This window comes from Streptomyces sp. NPDC029014 (assembly GCF_055564695.1).
On the sequence record NZ_JBVHVT010000063.1, the window covers coordinates 14668 to 39641 of the forward strand.

The 24974-nt window shown below is 73.4% G+C and carries 26 protein-coding genes and 1 pseudogene; 12 read left to right on the top strand and 15 right to left on the bottom strand.

The annotated features are described in order from the left end of the window. Nucleotides 1–218: 218 nt before the first annotated feature. Nucleotides 219–1016: a VOC family protein gene (locus ACZ4VL_RS28815; RefSeq protein WP_468205578.1), complete on the top strand. Its 798-nt coding sequence runs from the start codon at nucleotides 219–221 to the stop codon at nucleotides 1014–1016. A gap of 24 nt (nucleotides 1017–1040) precedes the next feature. Here the strand turns inward: ACZ4VL_RS28815 and ACZ4VL_RS28820 are convergent, their stop codons facing one another. Beyond that, the gene (locus ACZ4VL_RS28820) at nucleotides 1041–1541 is read right to left on the bottom strand and encodes a nuclear transport factor 2 family protein (RefSeq protein ID WP_468205491.1); all 501 of its coding nucleotides are present in this window, start codon (nucleotides 1539–1541) and stop codon (nucleotides 1041–1043) included. Nucleotides 1542–1555: 14 nt separating this feature from the next. After that, nucleotides 1556–2293, bottom strand: a complete 738-nt coding sequence (locus tag ACZ4VL_RS28825; RefSeq protein WP_468205493.1) for an SDR family oxidoreductase — start codon at nucleotides 2291–2293, stop codon at nucleotides 1556–1558. A 130-nt stretch (nucleotides 2294–2423) separates the two neighbouring features. Between ACZ4VL_RS28825 and ACZ4VL_RS28830 the strand changes: the two genes are divergently transcribed. The 3 genes from ACZ4VL_RS28830 to ACZ4VL_RS28840 all read left to right on the top strand — a co-directional run bounded on the left by ACZ4VL_RS28830 (nucleotide 2424) and on the right by ACZ4VL_RS28840 (nucleotide 5623). Beyond that, nucleotides 2424–3278 carry a helix-turn-helix transcriptional regulator gene (locus ACZ4VL_RS28830; RefSeq protein WP_468205496.1) on the top strand — a complete coding sequence of 285 codons (855 nt, stop codon included), beginning with the start codon at nucleotides 2424–2426 and terminating at the stop codon, nucleotides 3276–3278. A 147-nt stretch (nucleotides 3279–3425) separates the two neighbouring features. After that, on the top strand, nucleotides 3426–4025 hold the full coding sequence (locus tag ACZ4VL_RS28835) for a hypothetical protein (protein ID WP_468205499.1): 600 nt from the start codon (nucleotides 3426–3428) through the stop codon (nucleotides 4023–4025). Nucleotides 4026–4234: 209 nt separating this feature from the next. Then, nucleotides 4235–5623 carry a hypothetical protein gene (locus ACZ4VL_RS28840; protein WP_468205500.1) on the top strand — a complete coding sequence of 463 codons (1389 nt, stop codon included), beginning with the start codon at nucleotides 4235–4237 and terminating at the stop codon, nucleotides 5621–5623. A gap of 27 nt (nucleotides 5624–5650) precedes the next feature. Here ACZ4VL_RS28840 and ACZ4VL_RS28845 read toward each other — a convergent pair whose 3' ends face one another. Then, on the bottom strand, nucleotides 5651–6256 hold the full coding sequence (locus ACZ4VL_RS28845) for a hypothetical protein (protein WP_468205503.1): 606 nt from the start codon (nucleotides 6254–6256) through the stop codon (nucleotides 5651–5653). Between the two features lie 323 nt (nucleotides 6257–6579). On the opposite strand from ACZ4VL_RS28845, the gene ACZ4VL_RS28850 reads away from it, so the two are divergent. Both ACZ4VL_RS28850 and ACZ4VL_RS28855 read left to right on the top strand, forming a co-directional pair. Then, nucleotides 6580–7587, top strand: a complete 1008-nt coding sequence (locus ACZ4VL_RS28850) for a DUF2278 family protein (RefSeq protein WP_468205506.1) — start codon at nucleotides 6580–6582, stop codon at nucleotides 7585–7587. 116 nt (nucleotides 7588–7703) lie between these two features. After that, nucleotides 7704–9587, top strand: coding sequence for an alpha/beta fold hydrolase (locus ACZ4VL_RS28855; RefSeq protein ID WP_468205507.1), 1884 nt, complete (start codon nucleotides 7704–7706; stop codon nucleotides 9585–9587). Here the strand turns inward: ACZ4VL_RS28855 and ACZ4VL_RS28860 are convergent. Genes ACZ4VL_RS28860 through ACZ4VL_RS28895 form a run of 8 tightly spaced genes read right to left on the bottom strand, consistent with a single transcriptional unit; the run spans nucleotide 9559 to nucleotide 17032 of the window. Further along, entirely contained in the window at nucleotides 9559–10410 is an 852-nt protein-coding gene (locus ACZ4VL_RS28860) for a class I SAM-dependent methyltransferase (RefSeq protein ID WP_468205510.1), read from the bottom strand. The two genes, ACZ4VL_RS28855 and ACZ4VL_RS28860, sit on opposite strands and share 29 nt — an antisense overlap. Then, a complete protein-coding gene (locus ACZ4VL_RS28865) occupies nucleotides 10401–11150 on the bottom strand; it encodes an ABC transporter permease (RefSeq protein WP_468205512.1) in 750 nt (249 codons plus the stop codon). Before ACZ4VL_RS28865 ends, ACZ4VL_RS28860 begins: the two co-directional genes overlap by 10 nt. Before the next feature lies 1 nt (nucleotide 11151). Next, complete coding sequence (locus ACZ4VL_RS28870; RefSeq protein WP_468205515.1) at nucleotides 11152–12180, bottom strand: ABC transporter ATP-binding protein; 1029 nt, start codon at nucleotides 12178–12180, stop codon at nucleotides 11152–11154. Continuing rightward, a complete protein-coding gene (locus ACZ4VL_RS28875) occupies nucleotides 12177–12938 on the bottom strand; it encodes a CPBP family glutamic-type intramembrane protease (RefSeq protein ID WP_468205517.1) in 762 nt (253 codons plus the stop codon). Before ACZ4VL_RS28875 ends, ACZ4VL_RS28870 begins: the two co-directional genes overlap by 4 nt. After that, nucleotides 12935–13654: a CPBP family glutamic-type intramembrane protease gene (locus ACZ4VL_RS28880; RefSeq protein ID WP_468205520.1), complete on the bottom strand. Its 720-nt coding sequence runs from the start codon at nucleotides 13652–13654 to the stop codon at nucleotides 12935–12937. Before ACZ4VL_RS28880 ends, ACZ4VL_RS28875 begins: the two co-directional genes overlap by 4 nt. After that, nucleotides 13629–14993, bottom strand: coding sequence for a YcaO-like family protein (locus ACZ4VL_RS28885; protein ID WP_468205522.1), 1365 nt, complete (start codon nucleotides 14991–14993; stop codon nucleotides 13629–13631). The genes ACZ4VL_RS28880 and ACZ4VL_RS28885 overlap by 26 nt, the downstream gene beginning before the upstream one ends. Continuing rightward, entirely contained in the window at nucleotides 14990–16078 is a 1089-nt protein-coding gene (locus tag ACZ4VL_RS28890; RefSeq protein ID WP_468205523.1) for a hypothetical protein, read from the bottom strand. Before ACZ4VL_RS28890 ends, ACZ4VL_RS28885 begins: the two co-directional genes overlap by 4 nt. Before the next feature lie 3 nt (nucleotides 16079–16081). Then, nucleotides 16082–17032: a SagB/ThcOx family dehydrogenase gene (locus tag ACZ4VL_RS28895; RefSeq protein WP_468205526.1), complete on the bottom strand. Its 951-nt coding sequence runs from the start codon at nucleotides 17030–17032 to the stop codon at nucleotides 16082–16084. A gap of 520 nt (nucleotides 17033–17552) precedes the next feature. Here ACZ4VL_RS28895 and ACZ4VL_RS28900 point away from each other — a divergent pair. The 4 genes from ACZ4VL_RS28900 (at nucleotide 17553) to ACZ4VL_RS28915 (ending at nucleotide 20026) form a co-directional block, all read left to right on the top strand. Next, nucleotides 17553–17987: a VOC family protein gene (locus ACZ4VL_RS28900; RefSeq protein ID WP_468205528.1), complete on the top strand. Its 435-nt coding sequence runs from the start codon at nucleotides 17553–17555 to the stop codon at nucleotides 17985–17987. 165 nt (nucleotides 17988–18152) lie between these two features. Continuing rightward, nucleotides 18153–18764 carry a GOLPH3/VPS74 family protein gene (locus ACZ4VL_RS28905; protein ID WP_468205531.1) on the top strand — a complete coding sequence of 204 codons (612 nt, stop codon included), beginning with the start codon at nucleotides 18153–18155 and terminating at the stop codon, nucleotides 18762–18764. Nucleotides 18765–18822: 58 nt separating this feature from the next. Next, the gene (locus ACZ4VL_RS28910; protein WP_468205533.1) at nucleotides 18823–19692 is read left to right on the top strand and encodes an LLM class F420-dependent oxidoreductase; all 870 of its coding nucleotides are present in this window, start codon (nucleotides 18823–18825) and stop codon (nucleotides 19690–19692) included. Nucleotides 19693–19813: 121 nt separating this feature from the next. Further along, nucleotides 19814–20026 carry a cold-shock protein gene (locus tag ACZ4VL_RS28915; RefSeq protein WP_468205535.1) on the top strand — a complete coding sequence of 71 codons (213 nt, stop codon included), beginning with the start codon at nucleotides 19814–19816 and terminating at the stop codon, nucleotides 20024–20026. 216 nt (nucleotides 20027–20242) lie between these two features. On the opposite strand, the gene ACZ4VL_RS28920 is transcribed toward ACZ4VL_RS28915, so the two are convergent. After that, entirely contained in the window at nucleotides 20243–20833 is a 591-nt protein-coding gene (locus tag ACZ4VL_RS28920; RefSeq protein ID WP_468205581.1) for an EamA family transporter, read from the bottom strand. 394 nt (nucleotides 20834–21227) lie between these two features. Here ACZ4VL_RS28920 and ACZ4VL_RS28925 point away from each other — a divergent pair. After that, nucleotides 21228–21407 (top strand): annotated as a pseudogene (locus ACZ4VL_RS28925) (phosphoheptose isomerase family protein); the annotation flags it as partial. Between the two features lie 115 nt (nucleotides 21408–21522). Beyond that, entirely contained in the window at nucleotides 21523–21669 is a 147-nt protein-coding gene (locus ACZ4VL_RS28930) for a hypothetical protein (protein ID WP_468205585.1), read from the top strand. A gap of 46 nt (nucleotides 21670–21715) precedes the next feature. Here the strand turns inward: ACZ4VL_RS28930 and ACZ4VL_RS28935 are convergent, their stop codons facing one another. The 3 genes from ACZ4VL_RS28935 to ACZ4VL_RS28945 form a co-directional block, all read right to left on the bottom strand. Next, nucleotides 21716–22618, bottom strand: coding sequence for a DMT family transporter (locus ACZ4VL_RS28935; RefSeq protein WP_468205538.1), 903 nt, complete (start codon nucleotides 22616–22618; stop codon nucleotides 21716–21718). 53 nt (nucleotides 22619–22671) lie between these two features. Continuing rightward, the gene (locus ACZ4VL_RS28940) at nucleotides 22672–23367 is read right to left on the bottom strand and encodes an ArsR/SmtB family transcription factor (protein ID WP_468205541.1); all 696 of its coding nucleotides are present in this window, start codon (nucleotides 23365–23367) and stop codon (nucleotides 22672–22674) included. A gap of 129 nt (nucleotides 23368–23496) precedes the next feature. After that, complete coding sequence (locus tag ACZ4VL_RS28945; protein WP_468205543.1) at nucleotides 23497–24948, bottom strand: amidase; 1452 nt, start codon at nucleotides 24946–24948, stop codon at nucleotides 23497–23499. Nucleotides 24949–24974 lie beyond the last annotated feature (26 nt).

A 24974-nucleotide genomic window follows, 5' to 3' on the forward strand; every position in this document is an offset into this window, starting at 1 on the left:
CTCCCCCCCCCCCCCCCCCCCCCCCCCCCCCTCCCCCCCCCCCCCTCCCCCCCCCCCCCCCCCCCCCCCCGGCCCCGGTCGGGCAACCGGTCGAGGCTCGACGGGGTCCCACCCGGACGCGAACGCGCTCACCCGTGTGGCCCGATTCGGGCCCCGCACGGGCCGGGTAGGGGACGCCCCGTCCGACTACTTCACCGTGGAGAGCCCCCGTGCCCGAGATGAACGGCCGCTACAAGCCCGGCACCCCCTGCTGGATCGACTTGATGGTCCCCGACCAGCAGGCCGCGATCGACTTCTACTGCGGCCTGTTCGGCTGGCAGGGCGAGATCGGCCCGGCGGAGACGGGCGGCTACTCCGTCTGCACCCTCAAGGGCAAGCCGGTCGCCGGGATCATGAAGGCGATGAACCCGGACGGTACGGTGCCGGACCCGCTGCCGCCGACCGTGTGGACCACGTACCTGTCCACGGACAGCATCGACTCCACCGTCAAGTCCGTCACGGACGCGCACGGCACGGTCACGATGGGCCCGACGGACGTCATGGAGCTCGGGCGGATGGCCGTGATCTCCGACCCGGGCGGCGCCGTCGTCGGCCTGTGGGAACCCCGCACCTTCGACGGCGCGGGCATCGTCAACGAGCACGGCGCGCTCATCTGGAACGAGCTCACCACCGGCGACCTCGCCGCCGCCTCCGCGTTCTACTCCGCGATCCTGCCCGTCACCACGGCCCGGTCCGAGATGCCCGGCGCCGAGGAGTACATCGAGTTCAAGGTCGACGACCGCGCGGTGGCCGGGATGATGGACGTGAGGAACCTCCCGCCCGGCGTCCCGCCGCACTGGCAGCCGTACTTCCACGCGGACGACGTGGACGAGCTGCAGGCCGCCGCCGTCCGCGCCGGAGGCAGTGTCCTCGCCCCCGCCTTCGACATGGCGGCCGGCCGGATGGCCGTCCTCGCCGATCCCCAGGGCGGGGCCTTCTCCGTCATCACGGCGTCGATGCCGGACTCCTCGGGCTGAGGCCCCGCCGCCGGGGAACAGCGGTCACCCCTGCTCGAAGACGGCCCCGGTGTCCTCACCATGGGTCCACCAGAGCCCGAGCCGCTGCCGGACCAGGAGCCAGCCCCGCTCGCGGTCCCGGCGGAACTCCCAGTCGTAGGGGCCGCCCATGGAGTACGGGGAGGAAGCCCTCCCGGGCGCGGTGACGGCGACGAACCACATGTAACCGATGCCGGTCGCCCGATCGCCCACCACGTCGAAGTGCAGGTTGAGGATGTGGTGCTGGATGCTCGGGAAGGGCGCCTCGGCCTCCTCGACCTTGGCGCGGATCGCGTCCCTTCCGCGGATCGTCCCCCAAGGGGCGAAGTCGAGTCCGGCGTCCTCGGCCCAGCAGGCGGACCAGGTCGCCCAGTCCTTGCGGTCCAGGGCCCGCCACCCGCGGATCACGAGGGCGCGCAGCGCCTCCTTGTCCTCCAGGGCCTGCAGCCTGCGGGCCAGGCCGTGGAGGCCGTGCAGGCCGTCGTCGATGGCGTGAGGGTCGGGCATGGGCGTTCCTTCCTTCACTGGTTGCTCGCGGCCGGGCGGACCACGATCTCGTTGACGTCGACCTCCGGCGGCTGGGAGAGGGCGTAGGCGATGGCGTCCGCGATGGCGGAGGCCGGTATCGCGACCGCCCGGTAGGCCTTCATGGCGTTCCGCGCGGCCGGATCCGCGATGCCGTCGGCGAGTTCGGACTCGGTGACGCCCGGGGAGACGACCGTGACCCGGACGTCCCCGGCGGATTCCTGGCGCAGGCCCTCGGAGATCGCACGGACGGCGAACTTGGTGGCGCAGTAGACGGCGGCGGTGGGGACGACCTCGTAGGCGCCGACGGAGGCGACGTTGACGACGTGTCCGCCGCCCTGCGCGCGCATCACGGGCAGCGCGGCGGCGATCCCGTGCAGGACGCCCCGCACGTTCACGTCGATCATGCGGTCCCACTCCGCGGTCCTCAGTTCCTCCAGCGGTGAGAGCGGCATCACCCCGGCGTTGTTGACCACCACGTCCACCCGCCCGTAGAGGTCGCGGGCGGCCGACACGAAGGCCCGGACGTCGGCGGCGTCGGTGACGTCCAGCCGCCGGGCCGCCGCTGTCCCGCCCGCGTCGGTGATGTCCCTGACGAGCACGTCCAGACGGTCCGTGCGGCGTGCCCCGAGGAACACGCGGTGGCCGTCGGCGGCGAGCCGGCGGGCAGTCGCCTCGCCGATCCCGCTGCTCGCCCCGGTGACGGCGATGACCTTGGCTGTACGGGTGCTCATGCTCATACCCGACTCCTTCTCTCGGTAGGGCACCGAGTCTGGGCGGGGCAGCGCCCACCACCCAGGCCGCGGGCTGCCTGGGTGCCGCACACCCAGGCACGGCCCCGGGTCCGCGACCTAGCCTGGGGACATGACCGACAACCACCTGGGGGACTACCTGCGCGCGCGCCGGGCGGCCGTACGGCCCGACGAGGTCGGCATGGTGAGCCACGGCCTGCGCCGCGTCGCCGGCCTGCGCCGCGAGGAGGTCGCCGTCCTGGCGGGGGTGAACGCGGACTACTACACACGCCTGGAGCAGGGGCGCGAGCGCCGCCCCTCGGCGCAGGTGGTGGACGCGCTCGGCCGCGCCCTGCTGTTGGACGCCGACGCCGTGGCCCATCTGCACCGGCTGGCCGGTACGGCGCGTTCCCGCCCGTTCGCCGCGGCCACGACGGACCGGGTGGGGTCCGCCCTGCGCGCGCTGATCGACGGCTACCCGGACACCCCGGCGTTCGTCATCGACCCGACGCTCGACGTCCTGGCCGCCAACGCCCTCGCCGAGGCCCTCTACGCCCCCTTCGAGCAGGTGGACAACCTGGCCAGGATGGTCTTCCTCGACCCGGTCGGCCGCCCTTTCCACACCCAGTGGCAGGAGACGGCCCGGGCCGTCGTCGGCCACCTGCGCGAGGCCGACGGACTGGACCCGGGCAGTCCGCGGCTCCGGGACCTGGTCGGCGTACTCACGCAGCGCAGCGCGGACTTCGCCCGGTTGTGGAGCACCCACACCGTGCGCGGCAAGACCCGGGCTGCCAAACACTTCCTCCATCCGGACGTCGGCGCGCTGCACCTCACCTACCACGCCTTCGACGTGCGCGACGCCCCGGGCCAGCAGCTGATCGTCTACCACGCCGAACCGGGCAGCCCGAGCGCCGAGGCCCTGAGCCTGCTCGGCTCCGTGCACGCCACGTCGAGGGCGGCCCGGGCAACGGGTGCATCCCGGCCGTGACCCGGCGCCCGCCCGCCCACCCGCCCCGGGCCGGCCCCCGGTGGGAGGGACTTCGACGGTTCCCCTGCCGCGCGGGGGTCGGGTGCGCGATGGTCGTGCTGCCGGCCGGGTGGTCCGGCGCGTCGAGCGGAGGGATCAGGATCACGCATGGACGAGACCTGGGAGTCGGAGGAGTTCGGCGCCTCGCACCAGGGCCGGGTGGGGGTACTGCTCGCGGACGGCAGCGTCCCCGGCCCGGTGTACTTCGACGCCGCTTCCGCCGCCGACGGCCAGTCGGTCAGCCATTGGAGCGTGTACGACGGCGGCTGGCCGACCGCTCCTCGCGCCGCGTGCCTGCGGGCGGTGTGCTCGTGCGGCTGGACGGGGCCGGAGCACCGGCTCGACTGGGAGGCGATCGGCGAGGAGGAGCTGGAGGCGGCCGGTCTGGACGACGCGGACCGGTGCCAGGACGACTTCGACGGGCACATCGCCGACGTCGAACGGCGGGCCGTCGCGCTCCCCCCGGAGCTGGAGGTGCTGCTGGACGACGTGGAGCTGGCCGTCGAACAGCTCGCGAAGGACTCGCCGGTGGCCGCGGTACGGGCGGCCCGCCGCCTGGAGGTCCTCGCCGGCCGGGTCGGCTACCACGCGGCCCACGACACCTTGAACCAGGACCCCGAGCACGTCGCCCCGGCCCTCGGCCTGGACACGGACCGGACCCGCGTGCTGCTCGCCCGGTTCGGCCGCTGGAGCCCGTACGGCTACTGACGGGGGGGGCGGGCCGCCCCGAAGTGCCATGGGGGCGGCCCGCCGTGCCTCTCCTCTGCTCCGTTCCGGGTCATGGCTCGCCCGTCCGGGCTGTCCGCCCGCCCGTACGGATCACGCCGGGGAGCCGACGGCGGTCGCGCATGGTCGGCTGGGCTCGGCTGGTTGCGGTCCGTGCGGTCGGCCGTACGCCGTGGAGGAAGGAGTCCCTGATGTCTCGTCGGCATGTCCAGGCTGTCCTCGGTCTCGTCGCGGGTGTGCTCGCCGCGGTCCCCGTTCCGGCCGCTCACGCCGTCCCGGTGCAGCTGGACTGCTCGGTTCCGAGTCTTGTCGCGGCGATCAACGCGGCCAACAGTTCACCGGGACCCGACAGGATCCGGCTGGCGCGCAAATGCACGTACAAGCTGACGGCGCCGGACCCGGTGAACCCCGGCAACGGGCTGCCCGTCATCACGAGTGAGATCACCATCGACGGGCGTGGGGCCACGATCAGCCGGGACGAGCACGGGAGCAAGACGCCGAAGTTCCGGATCCTCTTCGTCGGTCGGACGGGCAACCTCACCCTCACCCGCACGACCATCAGCGGCGGCTTCGCCACGGACTGCCCTGCCTTCCCCGACCCCCCGGGCCTGGCCTGCGGCGGCGGCATCTCCAACGCCGGAACGATGAAGGTCAACCGCAGCAAGTTCACCGGGAACACGGCCCGGTCCGACCTGTTCGCCCAGGGCGGCGCCATCGACAACCCCGGCACCGGAACCGTGACCGACACCGAGGTGACCGGGAACCACGTGATCTACAGCGGTGCCGGCGCCGGCGGCCTCGCCGCGGGCGGTGCCATCGCGAACGACGGCCCGCTCACGGTCACCGGCTCCCAACTGACCGGGAACACGGCCACCGTCACGGCCGACACCGAGAGCGTCGCCTTCGGGGCGGCCCTCATCAGCTTCGCCCGCACGACCGTCGAGAACACCGTCATCAGCAAGAACCGTTCCTACGCCCCGGGCGGAACCGCGCGTGCCGCCGTCTCCAACGGCATCCTGGAGCCCGACAGGCTGATCGTGACCGGCGGCGCCGTCAGCGACAACACGTCGGACGCTCCGCACGGTCTCGCCCAGGGTGGCGGCATCGCGAACAACGCCCTGATGACCGTGACCAAGGTGAAGATCAGCGGCAACCGGGCGGTCGCCGACCACGGCACGGCCCGCGGCGGTGGCATCCGCGTGGGCCCCTTCGGCACCCTCGACCTGACCGACAGCCACATCACCGGCAACGAAGCCAGCGCACGCAACGGCACGGCCGAGGGCGGCGGGATCGACAACCCCGACGGCGGGACCCTGACGGCCAAGCGCAACGAGGTCCTCCGCAACACCGCCACCGCGACGGACCGCACCGCGCGCGGCGGCGGCCTCTACCACGCCGGCGGCACGACCGGACTGGGCACCACGACACTGGAGAAGAACACCGTCAAAGACAACCGGGCGGGCGACGGCGGCGGCATCTTCAAGGCGTCCGGCACCCTCACCCTGAACGGTGACGACGTCCGCGACAACCACCCGAACAACTGCAGCCCGGCCGGAGCGGTCCCGGGATGCACCGGCTGACAGGCCCTGCCGTCCCCGGCTCCGCCGTCAGGGCCGCAAGCCCGCCCGTCTGAGCGCGACCCCGGCCAAGTCGGCGATGGCCTGCCGGTCCCCGCGGCGCCAGGCATCGGCGAGGCCACCGGGCGGGGCCGGGACGGCTGCGAGATCGCCCATCGGCCCGTTGAGGGCCCTCAGGGCGAGCAGGTCGGAGCCGCCGGGGGCGTCGAGGAGGCGCCGGGTGATGGCGCTGCGCCGGATCCAACGCAGGCGTGGGGGGAGCCACAGGGCCAGGACGACGGCCACCGAGGTGGTGATCAGGGCGAACGTGGTCAGGGCGGCCACGCGGCCCACGAAGTCCGTCAGCGATTCTCCCGCGTCGGCGAGGCCGGTGCCGGCGTCGGCAGCGGACTGGAGCGGCTTCTTCAGGAGGCCCCCGACGAGCGGCACCCTCGAAGCCGCATCGCCGGCGTCGTCGAGTCCGGAGGCGAGGTCGTCGCCCGCCGTCTGCACCTTCCGTCCCGGCTCGGCCAGCAGCATGATCGCGTCATGGACGGCCACGGCGCACCTGACCGAGACCGCGATGAGGACCAGGGCGATCACATCGGCGAGCACCTGCCGGAGCCGACGTGCCGGAGTCCGGGCGTAGAGGCGCATGAGCGTGCTCCTGTTCTCGTGAGGTGCGCGAAGCACGCCGACTCCGGTCGGGCGGGACGGGCCGGTCGTGGCAGCAGGGCCGACCGGTCGCTCGCCCGCCCGCGGTTCGACTCTGTCATTCGCCCGCGCGGGTACACGTCCTCGACGCGTCGCCGGGTCGGGGCACCACCTCGGTGGGCGCCGTGAACGATTCGTCCGGTCAGCGGCTTTCGCCCCGTACGGGCCGGCTGCGACGGTGGTCCCGGTCCGGAAGACGGCGGTGTCCTGACCGGACGGCGACGCCGAGACCGATCTGACGTACCGTGCGCGCGGGAGGATGACGGATGCCCCTCAAGAACTACGGTGTGCTGGCCGCCCGAGCCGTCGACCGGCACCGCGAGGGAGGCGTCAACACACCCCACTACGAGGTCCACCTCCAAGACGACGACGGAACCCACTACCGGGCCGCCGTCAACGTGCGCTCGAAGATTTCGCCGCACGAGCTGAGGTACGTGGTGGTGGACGACTTCCGCCATCCCCTCACACGGCTGCTCCCGGCCGCCGGCAGCGGATGGAAGGAGCTGCCCAGACAGGCGGGCGGCGCAGGTCTCGACTTCATCCGCGGCAACCTCTTCGATCCGGCCTCCATGCGGGTGCTCCCGCCGGACCTGCCCGGCATCGACAACGACCTCTCCGACGTGTTCGACCACTACGTCCAGCGGGCCATCGCGGACCGGGCGATCGCCCTCTACGTCTTCGGCGAGCGCTTCGGCCCCGAGCCCCACGAGCACGACGACGAGTTCGGGTTCCAGCCGTCGGACGGCGTCCACGAAGTCCACATGAACCAGGGCAACAGCAAGGGCTTCCGCCCTCAGGACGGGGTCTGGCAGGACGGCGGTCTGCTCTTCCACCTGCCCGCCGAGGACCGGTGGGTCGCGGTGTTCCTCGCCTTCCAGTCCCAGAAGTGGCACACCGACCCCACCACCGGCCACACGATCCCCGCCGCACCGGGAAGGACCGTCGACCACGAAGAGCCCCTGCGGATCATCGCCGCACTGGTCAATCCGATCGGACCGGCACCGGAGGCCGAGAGCGTGACACTGCTCAACGCATCCGCCGCCTCCGTCGACCTCACCGGCTGGCAACTGGTCGACCAGCAGATGCATCGGCTGCCCCTGCCGTCCCGACAGCTGCAGCCGGGCACCACGATCACCATCGCCGGCGGCAACGGCTTCCGGCTCGACAACCACGGTGGGACGATCACCCTCTGCGACCCGGCGGGGCTCAAGGTCCACGGTGTCGCGTACACCGCCCACCAGGCCGCGCCCGAAGGCCGGACGATCACCTTCTGACAGGCCCCCACAGGGAGTACCGCATCCGTTCGGGTCAACGTGAAGGGCGCTTCCGCGACGGGTCACATAGCGTGCTGCACGGATGACGGTTGGTGCTTCTGGCGAGGAGAACGGCTATGCGTCGCGAGCAGCTGCGGGAATCGAAACGCCCTCGAATACGGTTGCGCCGCACGACGAGGGCGGTCGTCGGCTGCTTGGCCGTGGGCTCCGTCGTCTTCTCCCCGGGGGGCTCGGCCTCGGCCCATCCGGCGCCCGCACCGTCCGGGACCCGCACCACCGAGCCGCTGCAGGCGGCCACGCCGCGCACTCCGGTCGAGCGGGCGTGTCCGACGCACACGGTCGTCAGCAAAGACCGGCTGTCGCACCTCGCCCTGAGGTACCTGGGCGCGGCGGACCGGTGGCCCGAGATCTACGAGGCCAACCAGCCGGCCCTCGGGAGCGCTGCTCGTGAACACCCCGGTCCACCCGTGTTCGGCACGGACGACCACGGCCACTGGATCTTCCCCGGGACCGCTCTGCGCATCCCGGGATCGTGCAAGGCACCGACCCGTCCGGCAGGCTACGCAGCGGCGGCGTGCCCCGCGCCGATTCTTCCCGGCGTGCCCGCGCTGGGTCCGGAGTTCAGCTGCGGGTACTTGACGGTGCCGGAGAACCGCGCCGAACCCGACGGGCGCACGATCAAGATCGCGGTGGCCCGGCTCAAGGCCGCCGCGGCGCAGCCCAGGCCGGACCCGGTGGTCTGGCTCACCGGCGGGCCCGGCGGATCGGGGCTGCTGGACGCCGTCGGCGTGACCCGGCTCAAGCCGGCGATCAACGCCGACCGGGACGTCATCTTCGTCGACCAGCGCGGCACGGGGCGCTCCGAGCCCCTGCTGAACTGCCCGGAGATCGACGCGTTCACCCGCAAGGCCGTCACCCTGGTGGCCACCGACCCGGAGACCACCCGCAAAGGTGCCGCGGCGACCTTGGCGTGCCGCACCCGGTGGAGCAGGTCGGGCCATGACCTCTCGGCGTACGACACCACCGAGAACGCCGCCGACATCGCCGATCTGCGCACGGCGCTGGGCATCGAGGAGTGGAACGTCTACGGGATGTCCTACGGCACCGATCTGGCCCTCCAACTGCTGCGCGACCACCCGCAGGGCATCCGCAGCACGGTCCTGGACTCCGTCGTCGCCCCGCACCTCAACCTCCTGGAAGGACTGTGGACGAACGCCGCCGACCAGTACGGGGCCGTGTTCGCCGCGTGTGCCGCCCAGCCGGCCTGCCGGGCGGCCTACCCCGACCTGCGGGCGGAGTTCAACGCCACCGTGCGCCGGCTGAACCGCCGACCGCTGACGGTGACCGTGCCCGGCGAGGGCGGAAACCCGGCCACCACCGTGGTCATCGACGGCTACCAACTGGCCAACATGGTCGTGGTGTCCGCCCTGCCGCCCTGGGCCCTGACCACCCTGCCGGCCGCGATCCACGCCCTGGCCGCAGGCGACGGCCTGCCGGCCGCCAGGACGATCCTGGCCGGCCAGTCGCCGCCCGGATTCGTCGGCTGGGGCCTGTTCTACGGGGTGGTCTGCCGTGAGCAGGCGGCGTTCACCGACCGCCGGAAGCTGCAGGCCGCCGCCGAGGCCTCCCTCCCGGACCTCCCCGGACAGGTGCTGTCCCTGCTGCCGCAACAGGAGTTCGTCTCCCGGATCCTCTCCGACTGCCAGGCGTGGGACGTCGGACGCGCCGATCCCCGCGTGAGCGCCCCGGCCCGCAGCGACGTGCCCACCCTGCTGATGTCGGGATCCTTCGACGGGCCCGCCGGCACGCGCTGGGCCGCTGCCGCCGCCACCGGGCTGACCCGCTCCCGCCATCTGGTGTTCCCCGGCCTCGGCCACGCCGTGTTCGACCAGTCCGACTGTGCCCGCGCGATCCTGGTGGGCTTCCTCGACCGGCCTTCCGGCGGCTACGACACGTCCTGCTCCGACACGCTCACCGTTCCCCCCTTCCACACCGACTGACCGCAGACCGCGCGACCCGCCTCAGCTGCAGCACGCTGTCGGGCACCTGCCGGCCCGCGCCGGCGGGTCGGCCGGGCGGTCGCGCCGTGGGCAGCGGTTCGAGGCGCTCGCAGGACCAGCCGGCGGCCTCGAACGGGCCGAGGTCGGGCAGGCCGTGCATGGTGAGGGCCGTGCCGGCGGCGCGGGCGGCGGTGGTGAGGGCGCGTGCGGAGGCGGGGGAGAGGACGTCGCAGATCCATGCGCTGCCGGTGTCGGCCGCTTCGCCCGCCTCGGCGGCCAGGGCGCGGACCTGGCCCGCGGTGAGGTAGGTGAGCAGCCCCTCGGCCACGAGGAGGGTTCTACGGCCCGCAGTGCGGGGCCGCAGGAGCCCGGCGAGGGCGGTGGGATCGCGGAGGTCGCAGCGCAGTCGTTCCACCGGGACGGGCGCCGTCGCGGCGGGCAGCAGGCGGTCCTTGAGGTCGAGGACGGGAGCACAGTCGATCTCGATCACGCGACAGGTGCCGGGCCAGTCCAGGCGGTGGGTCCGCGCGTCGAACCCGGCGCCGAGGTTGACGCAGACGTCCCAGGCTTCGGCCGGGAGCAGCTCGGACAGCAGGCGGTCGACCGCGAGGGTGCGGGCGATGACGACGGACGTCCCCGCGGTGTGCCGGGTGACGCGGACGATGGAGTCCGGGCAGTGGCGGGCGAAGCGGTCGGCGTACGGGTCGCGCAGCGCGCCGTCCGGCTCGGCCGTGGCGCGGGCCCGGGCGAGCGCGGTGAGGTAGGCGGTGGCGGGGACCTGCTCGGCGAGCGGCGGGCGGGCGGCCGGCACCGCTACTCCCACCGGAACAGTCGTGAGGCGGCCGCCGTGCCCAGGACGACCACGCCGGCGAGGACGCCCAGGTCGAGGGCGACGTCGGCGGAACCGTCCAGCCAGGCGTGCTGGAGCAGCTCGACCGCGTAGGTCGCGGGCAGTGCGGAACTGATGGTCTTCATGACGTCCGGGAAGATCTGCAGGGGGATGGTCGCCCCCGAGAGGAAGATCATGGGGAAGTAGACGAGGTTGGCGATGGCCACCGCCGCCCGCTCGGAGCGTGCGACCGCGGCCACCACGCCCCCCAGCGCGTACATGGCGAGGGCGGAGAGGAGCAGGGCCCCGACGGTCGCGGCGGCCGCCCCGGGGGAGGCCGGCAGGTGGAGGTCGAAGAACAGGTACCCGGCGGCGACCAGGAGCAGGGCGCCGAGCAGGCTCAGCGCGAGGTTGACCAGCCCCTGGGCGATGAGGAAGGCGGAGGCGTCGACCGGCGTCGCGCGGAACCGCTTGAGGACCTTGCGGTCGCGGTACTCGGCGAGACCGAGCGGAAAGCTCATCAGCCCGGTGACGGCGACCACCAGGACCAGGTAGGCGGGCACCGACATGTCCACCGTCCCGCGGCCGTCGAACTGCTCGGACGGCTCGTTGCCGTAGATCCCGCCGAACATGCAGAGCATCAGCACCGGGAAGGCGAGGGCGAAGAAGACCGGGGCGAAGTTCCGCCGCATCCGCCGCCACTCGAACCGTACGATCGGCCACAACGTCGACATCTCAACCCTCTTCCGTCGCGGCGGTGGCGCCGACCAGCCGCAGATAGGCGTCCTCGAAGGTCGGCGTACGACGGCTCACCGCCGACGGCGGGAGTCCGGCGTGCGCCAGCAGGCGCACGATGCGGTCGTAGTCGGCGGGGTAGCTGCCGGCGAACTCCAACCGGTCCGGCGCGCCGGGCAGTCGGGTCAGCCCGAGGCCGCCGAGCCGCTCCTCGATCCCGGCGGGCCGGCCGTCGCCCGTGCCCGGGGCCCCGAGGTCGACGACGAAGGTGGACGGGCCCGCGTGCGCCTCGGTCAGCCGCCCCGGCGCGTCGAGCGCGACGAGCTCCCCGGACCGCAGCACGCCCACCCGGCTGCACAGCGCCTCGACCTCGTCCATCGCGTGCGAGGTGAGGAGCACCGCGACGCCGCGGGCGGCGAGGTCGAGGACCGAGCGCCACGTCTCCCGGCGCTGGTGCGGGTCGAGGCCGGTGGTGAGTTCGTCGAGGACGACCAGGCGGACGTCACCGACCTGGGCGAGGGCCAGGGCCAGCCGCTGGCGCATGCCTCCGGAGAGGTCGGTGATCAGGCTGCGGCGGCGGTCGGCGAGGCCGAAGGCCTCCAGCAGCGCGGACGCGGAGCCGGGCGCCCGGTAGATCGCCTCGTAGAGGTCGCACAGCTCGCCCACCCGGGCCCGGCTGGGGAACTGGGACTCCTGGAGCTGCATGCCGAGCAGCCGGGTGACCGCGTCGCGGTCATGGCGGGGGTCGTGGCCGCAGACCGTGACCGTGCCGCTGCGGACGGGCCGCAGGCCGCCGACCGCCTCGACGATCGAGGTCTTGCCCGCCCCGTTCGGCCCGATGAGCCCGAACACCTCCCCGGGGCGGATCCGGAACGAGACCTCGCGGACGGCGACGAACGTGCCGTACGCGACGGTCAGCCGGTCGACCTCCACGAGCGCGCCGCCCCCCGGCGGCCCGGGCGCCGGTCGCGACCCGGCCGTCGCCGGGTCGGCGGACGGCTGTCCGGCAGATGGCTGGTTGGTGGTCACAGGCTGAGCCTCCCGGGGGCCGTGCGCGCTCCTGGGGTCGGGGAGGCGCTGAGGTTGGTGTAGAAGCCGGCGAACGACATGTGCAGCACCAGCGCGGGCAGCACACCGCCGGTGGCGGTGGTCAGCAAGCCGCCGACCGCGCCGAGGGCGAGGCTGGAGGTGCCCAGTACGTACGCCTGGGTGCGGGTGGTGACCAGGGCGACCTGACCGGCCGCGAACAGGCAGGTGCTGAAGGCCAGGGCGAAGGCGGGGCCGCTGCCGAGCGCCCCGAGCCCCAGCAGCACCACCCCGCGGAAGAGCACTTCCTCGAACAGCGCCGCGGCCGCCGGGACGATCCACCGGTAGTGCCGGGGCAGGGCGAGGATCGAGGCGATCCACTGGATGCGGGCGATCTCGCCCGGGACGTCCGCCCGCGGGTCGACCCGGTAGAGCAGCGACACGCAGAGGACGGTGGCGCTGGAGGTGCCGAGGACCGCCAGAAGCAGGGCGAGCGCCGTCCCGGGCGCGGGGACGGCGAACACCCGGTGGAGCGCGAGCGGCGTGGACGCCAGCAGCGCCGCCAGGGCCAGGGCGCCCAGCAGCAGGTACACGACGGTGCCGAACACCGCGAAGGCCGCCTCCGGGCGCAGGCCCGTCCGGCCGGCGAGCCACAGCGCCGTCCTCCGCCGGCGCGCCGGATCGTTGAACGGCAGCCGGTACAGGGCCAGCCAGCCGGCGACCACGACGGTGGTGAGCGCGGTGAACGCGGGCACGCTCATCCGGCCACCGCCCGTCCACCGGCGGGGCGGGCGCCGTGCTCCTGACGGACGGCCAGCGCGACGACCACTGCGTTCTGGACGAGGTGCGCCACCAGCGGCACCGCCAGGCTGCCCGACGCCACCAGGAGCAGCCCGAAGACCGCCCCGGACAGTGTCTTCTGCACCACCGCGAGCCCGCCGAAGAACAGGTGCCCCACCGCGTAGGCCACGGCGGCCACCGCGACCGCGACACCGACCGGCAGACGGAGCCGCTCGTGCAGGACACCGATCCACAGGCCCCGGTACAGCAACTCCTCGGCGACCGCGGTGGCCAGCACGGCTGCCGCGTACCCGCCGCCCACCGCACCGCCGCCGCGGTGCACCGCGAGCCGTGGCCGGCCCGACCCGTCCAGCAGCCGGGGCACCGCGCCGACCGCGAACTCCGCGCCGACCAGCGCCGCGCCGACCACCACCGCGGCCAGCAGCCAGAGCGCGCCGGTCCGCCAGCCGGTCAACGCGTCCGGGACGAAGCCGCCGTCGGCTGCGACGGCGAGGGCCGACGCGGTCACCACCAGGTACGCGACGGGAGGGCCCAGCAGCCCGAGGCGGGCGGCCCGCCCCCGGTCCGCACCCGCCTTCGCCGCGGGGCCGAACGCCGTCGCGACCCGGATCAGTTCGGCGGGCGCGACGGTGGCCACCAGCACCAGCAACTCAAGGGAGCGGGTGTGGGACCACATGGGTCACGCCCCCGTGCTCTCGCATCCGGGGATGGCCCTTCGGCGGGAACCCGGGCAGGCACATGCTCAGCAGCTCCGGGACGACCGCCCGGACGACCCGCCACGGGGTGTCGGCCAGCTCCGGCGGGGTGAAGTCCAGGTAGCCCGCGTACTCGCTGACGCCCGACAGGTCCGCCAGCAGCCGACGGATCGCCGCCGTGTCGTCGTCGGCGTAGCCCGGTAGCCCGGCGAAGCCGATCCGCCCGTCCACGCGGCTCTCCACCGCGGTGAGCTTGCCTTCCGCCTCCCCGGGGGCGGCGAACCACAGCACGTTGGTGTCCAGGTCCGTGTACGCCGAACTCGTCTGCGCGAAATGCACGTTGGGCAGGTCGAAGACCGTGCTGAACATGCCGATCCCGAGGATCGCGGTCGCTTCCGCCGCGCCGCGCAGCAGCGCCCGCCGCGGGTCCGGATCGGCCTGCAGCCCGAACGCTATGTACGGCAGCTTCCCGTCCCGGCGCACCAGGGTCACCCCGATGTTCGGCAACGGCAGCTCCGGCCGGGTCAGCAGGCTCGCCCGCACCTCGTACGGCCCGTCCGGGGCCAGCCCGGCCGCTGCGAGCAGCTCGCGGCCGTCCGCGTCCAGGTCGATCAGCGGCGCCTTGGCCCCGGTGTACCAGTTGAGGATGAAGGCGTCGATCTGCACGGCTTCGACGAGCGCGCCGAGCAGCGCCTTGTCGAGCGACACGTGGGCCGCGGTCCCGGTCGAGAAGGACGGGGTGAACAGCTTGTCGCCCGCGGTCGGGTCGCTGCGGAAGCCGAGGAAGACCAGCTGCGCCGGCAGGTACACCTCCTCCCCGGGCCGGGTGAGCGACGGGCAGGCGATCCAGGCGATCACCTCGTCCCCGGTCGGCAGCTCCGGCGCGTACCGGTGCATCATCCGGGCGAGCTGCCGCTGCTGCTCGGTGTCGAAGACGCCCAGCAGTTCCGGCGGCAGGCACCGGTGCCGGGAGGACAGCGAACGGTAGGAGGCGTACTCGATCCGGTCCGCGAACAGCGGCATCGCCATGATCGCCGCATAGCGCTCCACGGCCTCGCCGGTGAGCCGGGTCACCGCCTCCTCGTGGGTCGATCCGTAGCCGGCCAGGTGGTACTGCATCTGCATGTGCGGGTCGTCCAGCGCCAGCCGGTGGTACTGCGGCATCGCCGCCGTGGCCGAGCGCAGGTACGGTTCGCCCTCCACCGCGGCGACCGAGACCAGCATGCCGGGCAGGATCCCGCCCTGGTTGCCGCCGATCCGCCCGTACCGGGCGAGCGCCTCGCCCATCCCGGGGTGGCCCAGGAGCGGGATGCCGCTCATCGGCCTCCTCCGAGCGCCTCGCGCACGTGCCGGTCGACGATCACCCGGCTGCTGAAGTTGATCTCCCGTACGACGTCCCGGGCGACGTGGCCGCAGGCCGGGCAGGTCCCGATCCGCAGTACGTCCTGCGCCTGGATCTCGTACGTCGGCAGGTAGATGCTCAGCGCCCGGCCCAGGAAGCGCGAGGTGCCCAGCGCGCGCAGCAGCACGGCCTCGTTCACCAGATGGGCGCAGACCAGCGACTCCACGCCGTTCGCGCGGCCCGCGCCGCCGGGCGCGGTGGCACCGACCATGGTGTGGTAGCCGATGTGGTCCTCCAGCCGGGCCAACGAGCGCTGTTCGAAGCACTCCAGACAGCCGGTGCGCGGACTGTCCGCACCCACGACGGTCGCGAACGGTCCGTCGACCAGACCGACCACCACCGGTTTCTCCAGATGGCAGGCGAGCCGGTTGAGACCGCGCAGCGCCAGGATCGAGGCCTGCCCGAGGTGGACGACCAGCGAATCGCAGTGCTCCACGGCGGCGCTCAGCCGCTTCAGCGCGTCCGCCGCGGCCAGTCCCCCCATCCCGGAGGTCAGGTCGGCGCCGCGCAGCCCGTCCAGGAAGTCCGCCGGCAGCAGCTCCAGCGGCAGCCCCAGGGCCTCGGCCTGGCCGGCCACGTACGCGGCGGCGCTGGGCGAGTCCGCCGCGAAGGCGACCGTCGCCTCGGCCGACTCGCCGGCGCCGTACAGGTCCAGATTGCCGAGCAGCGCCCGGGCCATGTCCGCGCCGCGCTCGGAGGCGCGGTCGTGCGCGAGGAACCCGGCCTGCCGCAGCTCGGTGACCGCCAGCTGCAGATTGGCCCGCTCGACCGGGGTCAGACCGGCGGCGTCCGTGAACGTCCCGTCGGCCGGCTTGCCCGCCGCCAGCGTCTCGAACAGCCCGGTCATCGCGTCCCGGACCGCGGGCGACTCCGCCCGCAGGTCGACGTTCACCTCGGAGAAGTTCCAGATCCCCCAGCGCAGCCGGATGACCCCCGGCTCCACGGCGAGCAGCCGGACCGAGGTCGCCAGGACGACTCTTGCATCGGAGGGCGAAAGGGTCATGGCTCAGGCCTCTCCGTGTCCGAGGAGCGTCAGGTGGACCACGTGGCGCGACGTACCGTCGCAACCGAGCGTCCGTTCCAGCGTCTGCTTGTCGTACCCGCCCTGGTCGCAGCCGATCAGACCCAGCGAGGTCCGGGCCAGGTGCACGTTCTGCGAGATCCCGCCGACCTCGATCAGCGCGAACACCAAGCCGCTGTCCCCGTACTTCTGCGAGTTGGCGTACAGGTCGTAGACGTACACCAGGGCCAGGGCGACCTTGTCGACCTCCACGTCCGCCGTCCACAGCTGCCGGCCCAACTCGACCGGCTGCGGCGTCGATCGGTACGGGAAGAGGGTGTGGCTGTGCGGCTGGTACTCGTACGCGCCCGGGGCCAGGCCCTTCACGTGCTGGGCGAGCACCGCCAGCCGGACCGGGTACAGTCCGCCGCCCGAGGGCGCGTTGCGCAGCGGCACGGCGGCATCGCCGTCCTGGGCCGTCGGCACCGGCAGACTGCCCGACACCCCTTGCGCGTGCCACAGCACCGTGGCCAGCTCCTCCAGGGACACCGGCTTCCCCGAGAAACCCCGGCCGCTGCGCCGGGTGGTGACCGTGTCCGTCAGGCCGCTGCGCAGGCGCCGGTGCGACGGCAGGGCGACCGCCCCGTCCACCCGCTCCTGGAGGTCGCTGTGCGCACTGGAGAGGACGGCGTCGTGGCCGTAGAACCGGGACACCCCCAACTGCATCCCGAGGTCCCGCCCGCTGCGACGGTGGTTGAGCAGCAACTCCTCACCCACGAAGCCGTGCACGGCCGCGTTCCACCGGCCGCGCACCACCGACTCCGGCGCCCGCACCACCGTCGTCGCGCTGTACATCGAGACGGAGGTGTGCTGCTGGCCGAAGGCCGCCACCGTCGCCATGTGGCTGCTGCGGTCCAGATGGTCGGAGACGGCTTCCTGCGAGTCCTTCAGTGACATCTCGGCCTTTCCTTCGACGAGGTCGTGCGACGGGGCCTTGCGTGACGACGGCTCTGCGCGATGCGACGGGGGGCTGACGACCGGTTGGAGGGCGGCCTGCGTGCGGGGCCGCGCGAGCGTCGAGCGGGGCCCGGACCGGCCGGACGACCCCGCTCGACAACGATGACGGTGACTACCAGCTGCAGCACGAGCTGCAGCAGCAGTTCCCGCCACCACACGTGGTGCTGGCTCCCGGAGCCACCTGGACGTACGCACCGCCGGTGGCGGTACTGCCGACCTGGCTGGAGAAGCTCAACATTGTTTCCCTCACCTCCAATCGAGGGCGCGATGGACGAGGGCCAGGCCCGCTGGCCGCTGGGAGCGTAGCAGCCGCCGAGGATGGCGAGAAGCAGCCGCGTAGGGCCCCAACTGCCTTTAATGACCACCTAGTTGACTGTCCGTCATTTACCTGTGCATCCGGCGCTGCGAACCCTTGCGGGGACGCGGAGAAGGCGGCAGAGCCCCCTGTTACGGTGGCCCGATGACATCGATCAAGCAGTTCCAGGTCACCTTCGACTGCGCAGAACCCGAGCGCGTCGCCCGCTTCTGGTGCGAGGTGTTGGGGTACGTCGTACCGTCGCCCCCCGAGGGGTTCGACACCTGGGACGATTTCAACCGGTCGCTCCCCCCTGAGGAGCGGGGTGCTTGGTCCGTATGCCTTGATCCCTCGGGTGTGGGCCCGCGACTGTACTTCCAGCGCGTTCCCGAAGGGAAGGTCGTCAAGAACCGGGTGCATCTCGACGTGCGGGTCGGCACCGGACTCGTGGGTGAAGAGCGCGTGGCCACCCTCGAGGCCGAATGCGCACGCCTGGTCGCGCTCGGTGGGGTACGCGTGCGGCTCCTGGAGGCCGATGAAGACAACGAGTCGTGCCTGCTGATGCAGGACGTCGAGGGCAACGAGTTCTGTCTCGACTGAGCAGTGCCCGACCACCCGGCCAGCACCCTCGACGCCCTCACGGCGTGGCGCTTCTCCTCGGAGGACACTGGTCGTGGCGGCCGCCGCCGCGCGCCCCGTCCCGGGGTGCGGCCGTCGGCGGCCGTCGGCGCATACCATGGTCGATGTCTGCGAGGGGAGCCGTCCATGAGCACCGCGAAAGACCTGTTCATCATCGCGATGGACCCGAAACCGGAGCGACCCGTGGGACAGGGGGACCTGTCGCTCGCCCTCGCGGGAGCGGAGCTGATCGATCTGATCGGCGCGCGGGCCGTCACCCTGGACGGCGACCGCATCGTGCCGGGCGAGGCTCCTGCTCCCGATGACCGCCTCCTGTCCGAGGCGGAATCGGCCCTCACCCGTCAGACGCCGTACGAGCGGGTCGAGGACTGGTTGTGGCGGCGGGGCCGCGACCTCGCCGCCGCCTACCAGGCCTCCCTGGAGGAGGACGGCCTGCTCACGCGCACGCGCGGCGGCCGCTCGCCGTTCGGGGCCGACCGTCTGGAGCCGGCCGACACGCCCGACCGCCGGCGCGCCGTCGAGCGCCTGGAACAGAACGAGCCCGTCCTCGCCGTCCTCGCCTCGATCGTGGGCCTCGCCGAAGGACCGCCCGGGGACGAGCCCGAGCCGGACTCCGGCGACGAGGCGGTGACGACCGTCCTGGCCGTCGTCCACGACGCGGTGATGGAGCTGGAGGCCGTACGCCAGAGGCGATCCATCGAGAACGCGGCCTTCGCGAACATCTGGCGCGCACCCTGACACGACCGGTCGGCCGGCGTGTCCGTGTGCCCGGTAGTGCTTGCTCAGGAGGTGGGGCATGCGGGTGGGGCTGCACGCGCTCGGCATCGGGGACGGCGCCCGTCCGGAGGTGATCCGCGCCGTGGCCACGGCCGCGGAGAGGCACGGCTTCGCCAGACTGTGGTGCGGCGAGCACGTGGTGCTCGTGGACACGCCCGCCTCCCGCTACCCCTACTCCGCGGACGGCCGGATCGCCGTACCCGCGGACGCGGACTGGCTGGACCCGCTGCTCGCGCTGAGCTTCGCGGCGGCGGTGACGCATCGGATCGAGCTCGCCACCGGCGTGCTCCTGCTGCCCGAACACAACCCCGTCGTGGTCGCCAAACAGGCCGCCACGCTTGACGTGCTGTCCGCCGGGCGGTTCAGCCTCGGCGTGGGGACCGGCTGGTCGGCCGAGGAGTTCGCGGCACTCGGAGTCCCTTTCGCGGGGCGCGGTCGACGCACCGAGGAGTACCTCGCCGCGATGCGCACCCTCTGGGCCGAGGACCCGGCCACCTTCGCCGGCGAGTTCACCCGCTTCGACGCGATCCGCGTCAACCCCAAGCCGCTGCGCGGCGGCCGGCTCCCGGTCGTGGTCGGCGGCAACAGCGTGACCGCCCTGCGCCGAGCGGTCGCGCTCGCCGACGGCTGGTACGGCTTCAACGTGCCCGTGGCCGAGATCCCGGCACACGTCGCCGTCCTCGCTGACGAGTGCGCCCGCCAGGGCCGCACCCTGGACGAGCTCACGATCGCCGTCGCACCGAGCGACGGCGGTCCGGACCACCTCCGCGAGTTCGCCACGGCAGGCGTCACCGAACTCGTCGTCGTCGGCGCACCCCCGCCCACTCCCGACGGGGCGGCCACGTGGGTCGCGGAACTCGCCCGGACGTGGATTCGACCAGCCGAGTGACACACGGGCGGCCGGGGTGGTTCCGGACCGTTTTCCCCTCGGCCGGGAACCCTGCGTGTCATGATCGGTCCGGCTTTTCGCAGAGGATGAAGACCGACGGCTCCTGAAGCTGGGGGAAGGCATGGCTGAGCGTCAGAACGGCACTGTGAAGTGGTTCAACGATGAGAAGGGGTACGGCTTCATCACGCCGGCATCCGGCCCCGACCTGTTCGTCCACTTCCGCGCGATCGAGGGGAACGGCTTCAAGTCCCTGAAGGAGGGCCAGAGGGTCTCCTTCGAGGCCGTCCAGGGTCAGAAGGGGCTGCAGGCGGACAAGGTCCAGGTGGTGGCCTAGGAAGGTCCGCGCGCCGTCCGGCCCCGGGCCGGACGGCTTCCGGGAGCCCGACGCCGGCGGTCCGGTCGTGCCCCTCGGGTGGCCGAGGGGGTCGGGCCGACGGGAACGGTGATCGCCACCGACATCGACGTGTCCCGGGCCCGGCACGCCGCCGACGGCATCGAGGTGCTGCGCCCCGGCGGCCGGCGCGCCTGGGGATGCCGCCCGTAGCCCCCTTCACGGCCTGCTGGTGAGGTGGAGGACCGCGATGCCCGCGAGGACGGTGATGCTGGCGGTGATGCGTCGGGGGCCGAGGCGTGCGCGGAAGACGACCGCGCCGATCAGGGCGCCGAAGACGATGCTGGTCTCCCGCAGGGCGGCGATGGCGGGGAGGTCGCCGCGGGACTGCGCCCAGACGACGAGCCCGTACGCCAGGAGCGAGAGCAGCCCGCCGGCCAGGCCGCGGCCGTACAACGGGCGCAGGGCGGCGAGCAGGGCGGGGCCCCGACGGGCCCAGGCGATGAGGGGGAGGACGAGGCCCTGGGAGAGGAAGAGCCAGGCGGTGTAGCCGAAGACGGTGCCGGAGGCGCGGACGCCGGTGCCGTCGACGAGGGTGTACGAGGCGATCATCACGCCGGTGCCGAGTGCGGCGGCCAGCGCGGGCAGTTGGGCGCGGCCGGGGATCCCGTCGGCGAGGGCGAGGCCGGCCAGGCCGCAGGCGACCACCACGATGCCGAGGGCCTGCCCGGCGGGCAGGGCGTGACCGAGGAGCGTGGTGGAGACCAGGTCCACCACGAGGGGTGAGGTGCCCCGGGCGGTGGGGTACATCTGGCCGAAGTCGCCGAGCTGGTAGGCGCGCAGGAGCAGCAGCCGGTACGCGACCTGCAGCGCGGCGGAGGTGGCGATGTACGGCCAGGCCGCCGGGTCGGGAAGCGCGGCGAGGCAGACGAGGACGGCTCCGCAGTACTGGCCGGCACCGCGCCGTCCACCGTCGTACGGGCCTGCCAACGGCTGGGGTTCCGCGGCTACCAGGAGCTGAAGATCGCCGCTGCCCGGCAGGCACCCGCCGAGGAGCCCTCCCAGGACCGGGACCCGGCCGCCCGCGCCCTGGCCGACACGGTCCGCGCCGCCCGGGAGGCGCTGGACGGCGTGGCGGCGACGGTGACCCCGGAGCACCTGCGCACGGCGGCCGGACTGGTCGACGCGGCCAAACCGGGTGCTGGTGGTCGGCGCGGGACTGTCCGGCGCGGTCGCGCTGGACACCGCGTACCGGCTGCGCGCGCTGGGCTGCGCGGTCGACGCGCCGGCCGACCCGCTGACTGCGCGGCTGGCCGCCTCGCAGCTGACGTCCGCAGACGCCTGCCTGGCCATCAGCCACACGGGCGCCACGCGCAGCACGGTGGACGCCGCCCGGGGCGCCCGGCACGTCGGCGCCCTGGTCATCGCCCTGACGAGCTACGCCCGCTCCGCTGAGCGAGTCCAGCGACTGCACGCTGGTCGCGGGCGGCCAGGACCTCGTGTTCGGACTGGAAACCGTCGCCAGCAGGCTGGCCCACCTCACCGTCATCGACGCCCTCACCCTCACCCTGCTGGGGCTGCGCGGGGCGCCGGCCGAAGCGGCGCTGCGGCTCTCGGCCGACGTCACGGTCGACCACTCCTACTGACGGCCTCCCGGGACCGCCCGCCCCGACGACACCGGTGACCAGCCCGTCAGTCGGTGGCGGCCGGGGGCTTCGCCAGCGCCCGCGGCCGGGACCGGGAGATCGCCACGCCTGCCAGGCACAGCGCGCCGCCGCCCAGGGTGAGCGGCCCCGGCAGCTCGCCGAGGAACGTCCACGCCATCAGTACCGCCAGGGCGGGCACCGCGTACGTCGTCGCGCCCATCCGGCCCGCGGTCGTACGGGCCAGGGCGTAGGCCCAGGTGGTGAAGGCCAGGGCGGTCGGGAAGACGCCGAGGTACACCATGTTGAGGGTCGCCGACAGCGGGGCCCGGCCGACCTCCGCCACCAGCTGCCCGGCGAACGGCAGGCACGCCACCGTGCCCACCAGGCACCCGAAGGTCGTCACCTGGAGCGCGCTGCCGTGCGCGAGCGCCGGCTTCTGGGCGACGACACCCCCGGCGTACGCGATCGCCGCCAGCAGACAGAGCGCCACGCCGAGGACGGAGGCGTGCCCCTCCCCGGACATGGAGAGCCCCACGGCCACCGCCCCCGCGAAGGACACGCCCATGCCGGCGAGGAGCCGGGGCGGCAGGGCCTCGCCGAGCACCTTCGCCCCGAGCAGCGCGATCAGGATCGGACCGATGTTGACCACCATCGCGGCCGTGCCCGCGTCGACTTCCTGCTCGCCCCAGTTGAGCACCACCATGTACACGCCGAACCACAGCAACCCGGACACGGCGATCCCCGGCCAGGCCGCCCGCGGGGGCATCCCCTCGCGCCGTACCAGGAGGACGGTTCCAAGGGCCAGGGAGCCGGCGAGGAGCCGTCCGAGGGCGAGGGCGCCGGGGGAGTAGGCGGCCCCCGCGCTGCGGATCGACACGAAGGCGGAAGCCCACAGGACGACGGTGACACCGGCCGCGGCGAGTGCGGGTCGAGAGGTTCGGTTCGGCATGGACCGACCGTACGGCGCGGACCTTGCGGCCGTCACCGCACCGTGGGGCGCCCTCACAGCAGGTCCGCCGAGTCGATGCCGAGGGCCGCTTCCAGCGCCCGCTCGCCGGCCGGAGTCACCTTCACCGCACGCTCGGACCCGATGCGCACGCACCAGCCGGTGTCCATCGCGTGCCGGCACAGCACCGACCCTGCGAGGCCGGCGAGGTGCAGCCGCCGCTCGGTCCAGTCGAGGCAGCCGCGAGCGACGGGACGACGTCCCTTCGGCACGAGGGAGAGGCCGAGCCCCTCGAACCAGGCCAGGCCCTGGTCGGTGAGCGCGAAACCGGTGTCCTGCCGCAGCAGACCGCGTCCGGTCATCGCCTCGGTGATCGTGATCCCGAGCCGCCCGGCGAAGTGGTCGTAGCAGGTCCGCCCGCGCGCCATCGCCCGTGCTGCGCTCGCAGCCCGCAGGTTGCACGGCGCGTCGGGCCCGGCGGGCCCGGAGCGGGCCACCAGGTCCTCGACGAGCTGTGCGGTCCCGGGGTCGGCGAGCCGCACGTACCGGTGCCTGCCCTGCCGCTCCTCGGCGAGCACCCCGCCCGCGACGAGCTTCCCCAGGTGCTCGCTGGCGGTCGACGGCGCCACCCCCGCGTGCCGGGCCAGCTCCCCGGCGGTCCAGGCCCGCCCGTCGAGGAGGGCCAGGAGGAAGGCCGCGCGGGTCTCGTCGGCGAAGAGGGAAGCGAGTGACGCGAGGTCCTTGGAGGTCATGGAGCCAGGATGGCGCACGCACGGTTCGGCCCCGGCCGAACGGTCCTTCCATCAGCGAACGCCCTGATCGGCACGCCACCGGCGCCGGCCCGACCCCTTCCCCCGGGACGGCCCGGGCCGGCGGCGGGGTCAGGCGGCCGGGAGCGTGCCCGCCCACACGGGGGGCGTGCGCTGCGCCCAGGGAGCGGCCCCCTCCAGTTGCCCGGCAAGGCGGAACAGGACGTCCTCGCGCCCGTACCCGGCGGCGAACTGGATGCCGACGGGCATGCCGCTGGCCGGATCGGTCGCCAGCGGCACCGACATCGCGGGGGTGCCGGCGACGTTGAAGGCCGCCGTGAACGGCGACCTGTGGAACAGGTGCTCCAGCCAGCCGCGGCCGTCCGCCCCCTCAGCGCCGCGGTGGTAGGTGCCTATGGACACGGGAAGTTCGGGAAGGGTGGGTGTCAGCAGTACGTCGTGACGTTCGAAGTGCGCGCCGACCGACCGGGCGACCCGGTTGCGCACGTCGAGCGCCCGGACGAACTCCGCTCCGGTCACCCGGCGTCCCCAGGCGTAGCTCGCCAGCATCTCGGGCTCCACGGTCGTCTCGTCCACGGGGCGGCCGAATGCCTCCGCGAAGCCGTCGATCCACGTCACCAGGTTCGCCGTCCACAGTCGGGCATTGGCGAGGACGAATTCCTCCCAGCCCACCCCGAGGTCCACGCCGGTGGGTTCGACCCGGTGGCCGAGGGATTCCAGCAGGCGGGCGGCGGCCAGGGTCGCCTTGAGTACGGCCGGCTCCACGGCGCGTCCGTTCCAGGGTGTGGTGAGCAGTCCGACGTGGAGTCGTCCGGGGTCACGGGTGCTCTCCTCGGCGTACGGGCGTCGGGGAGGTGCCGCGAAGTAGGGGTCGCCGCTTTCGGGGCCGTGGATCAGGTCGAGGAGCGTCGCGCTGTCGCGCACGGTCCGGCTGAGGGCGCCGTGCACGCCCAGGCCGTTGAAGACCTCGTCGGCGTCCGGACCCATGGAGACGCGCCCGCGGGTGGGCTTGAGTCCGAACAGCCCCGTACTGGCGGCGGGGACGCGGATCGAGCCGGCCGCGTCGGTGGCGTGCGCGAGGGGGGTGATGCCGGCGGCGACGGCCGCGGCCGACCCGCCGCTGGAACCCCCCGGCGTCCTGGTGAGGTCCCAGGGGTTGCGGGTCGCCCCGTGGAGGAGGGGCTCCGTGGTGGTGCTGTACGCGAATTCGGGGGACGCCGTGCGGCCCAGCGTCACCAGGCCGGCACGCCGGAACCGTCGCATGAGGAAGGAGTCCGCAGCGGCCACATGGCCGGCGGCGAGGCGACTGCCCAGTTCGACGCGCTTGCCCTGCATGGCCACGGCCAGGTCCTTGATGAGGAACGGGACTCCGGCGAGCGGTGTGCTGCCCGGGTCCGGAGCGTCCTCGGCCGGCCAGCTCTCCACGACGGCGTTGATACGGGGATTGACGGCCGCCATCGCGTCCTGGGCCGCGGAGGCCAGTTCCGCGGCGGTGACCTCTCCTCGTGCGACGAGGTCGGCCAGCCCCACGGCGTCGTACCGGGTGTATTCGTGCAGCTTCAAGGTGCTCAGCCTCGCAGTGTCCGATC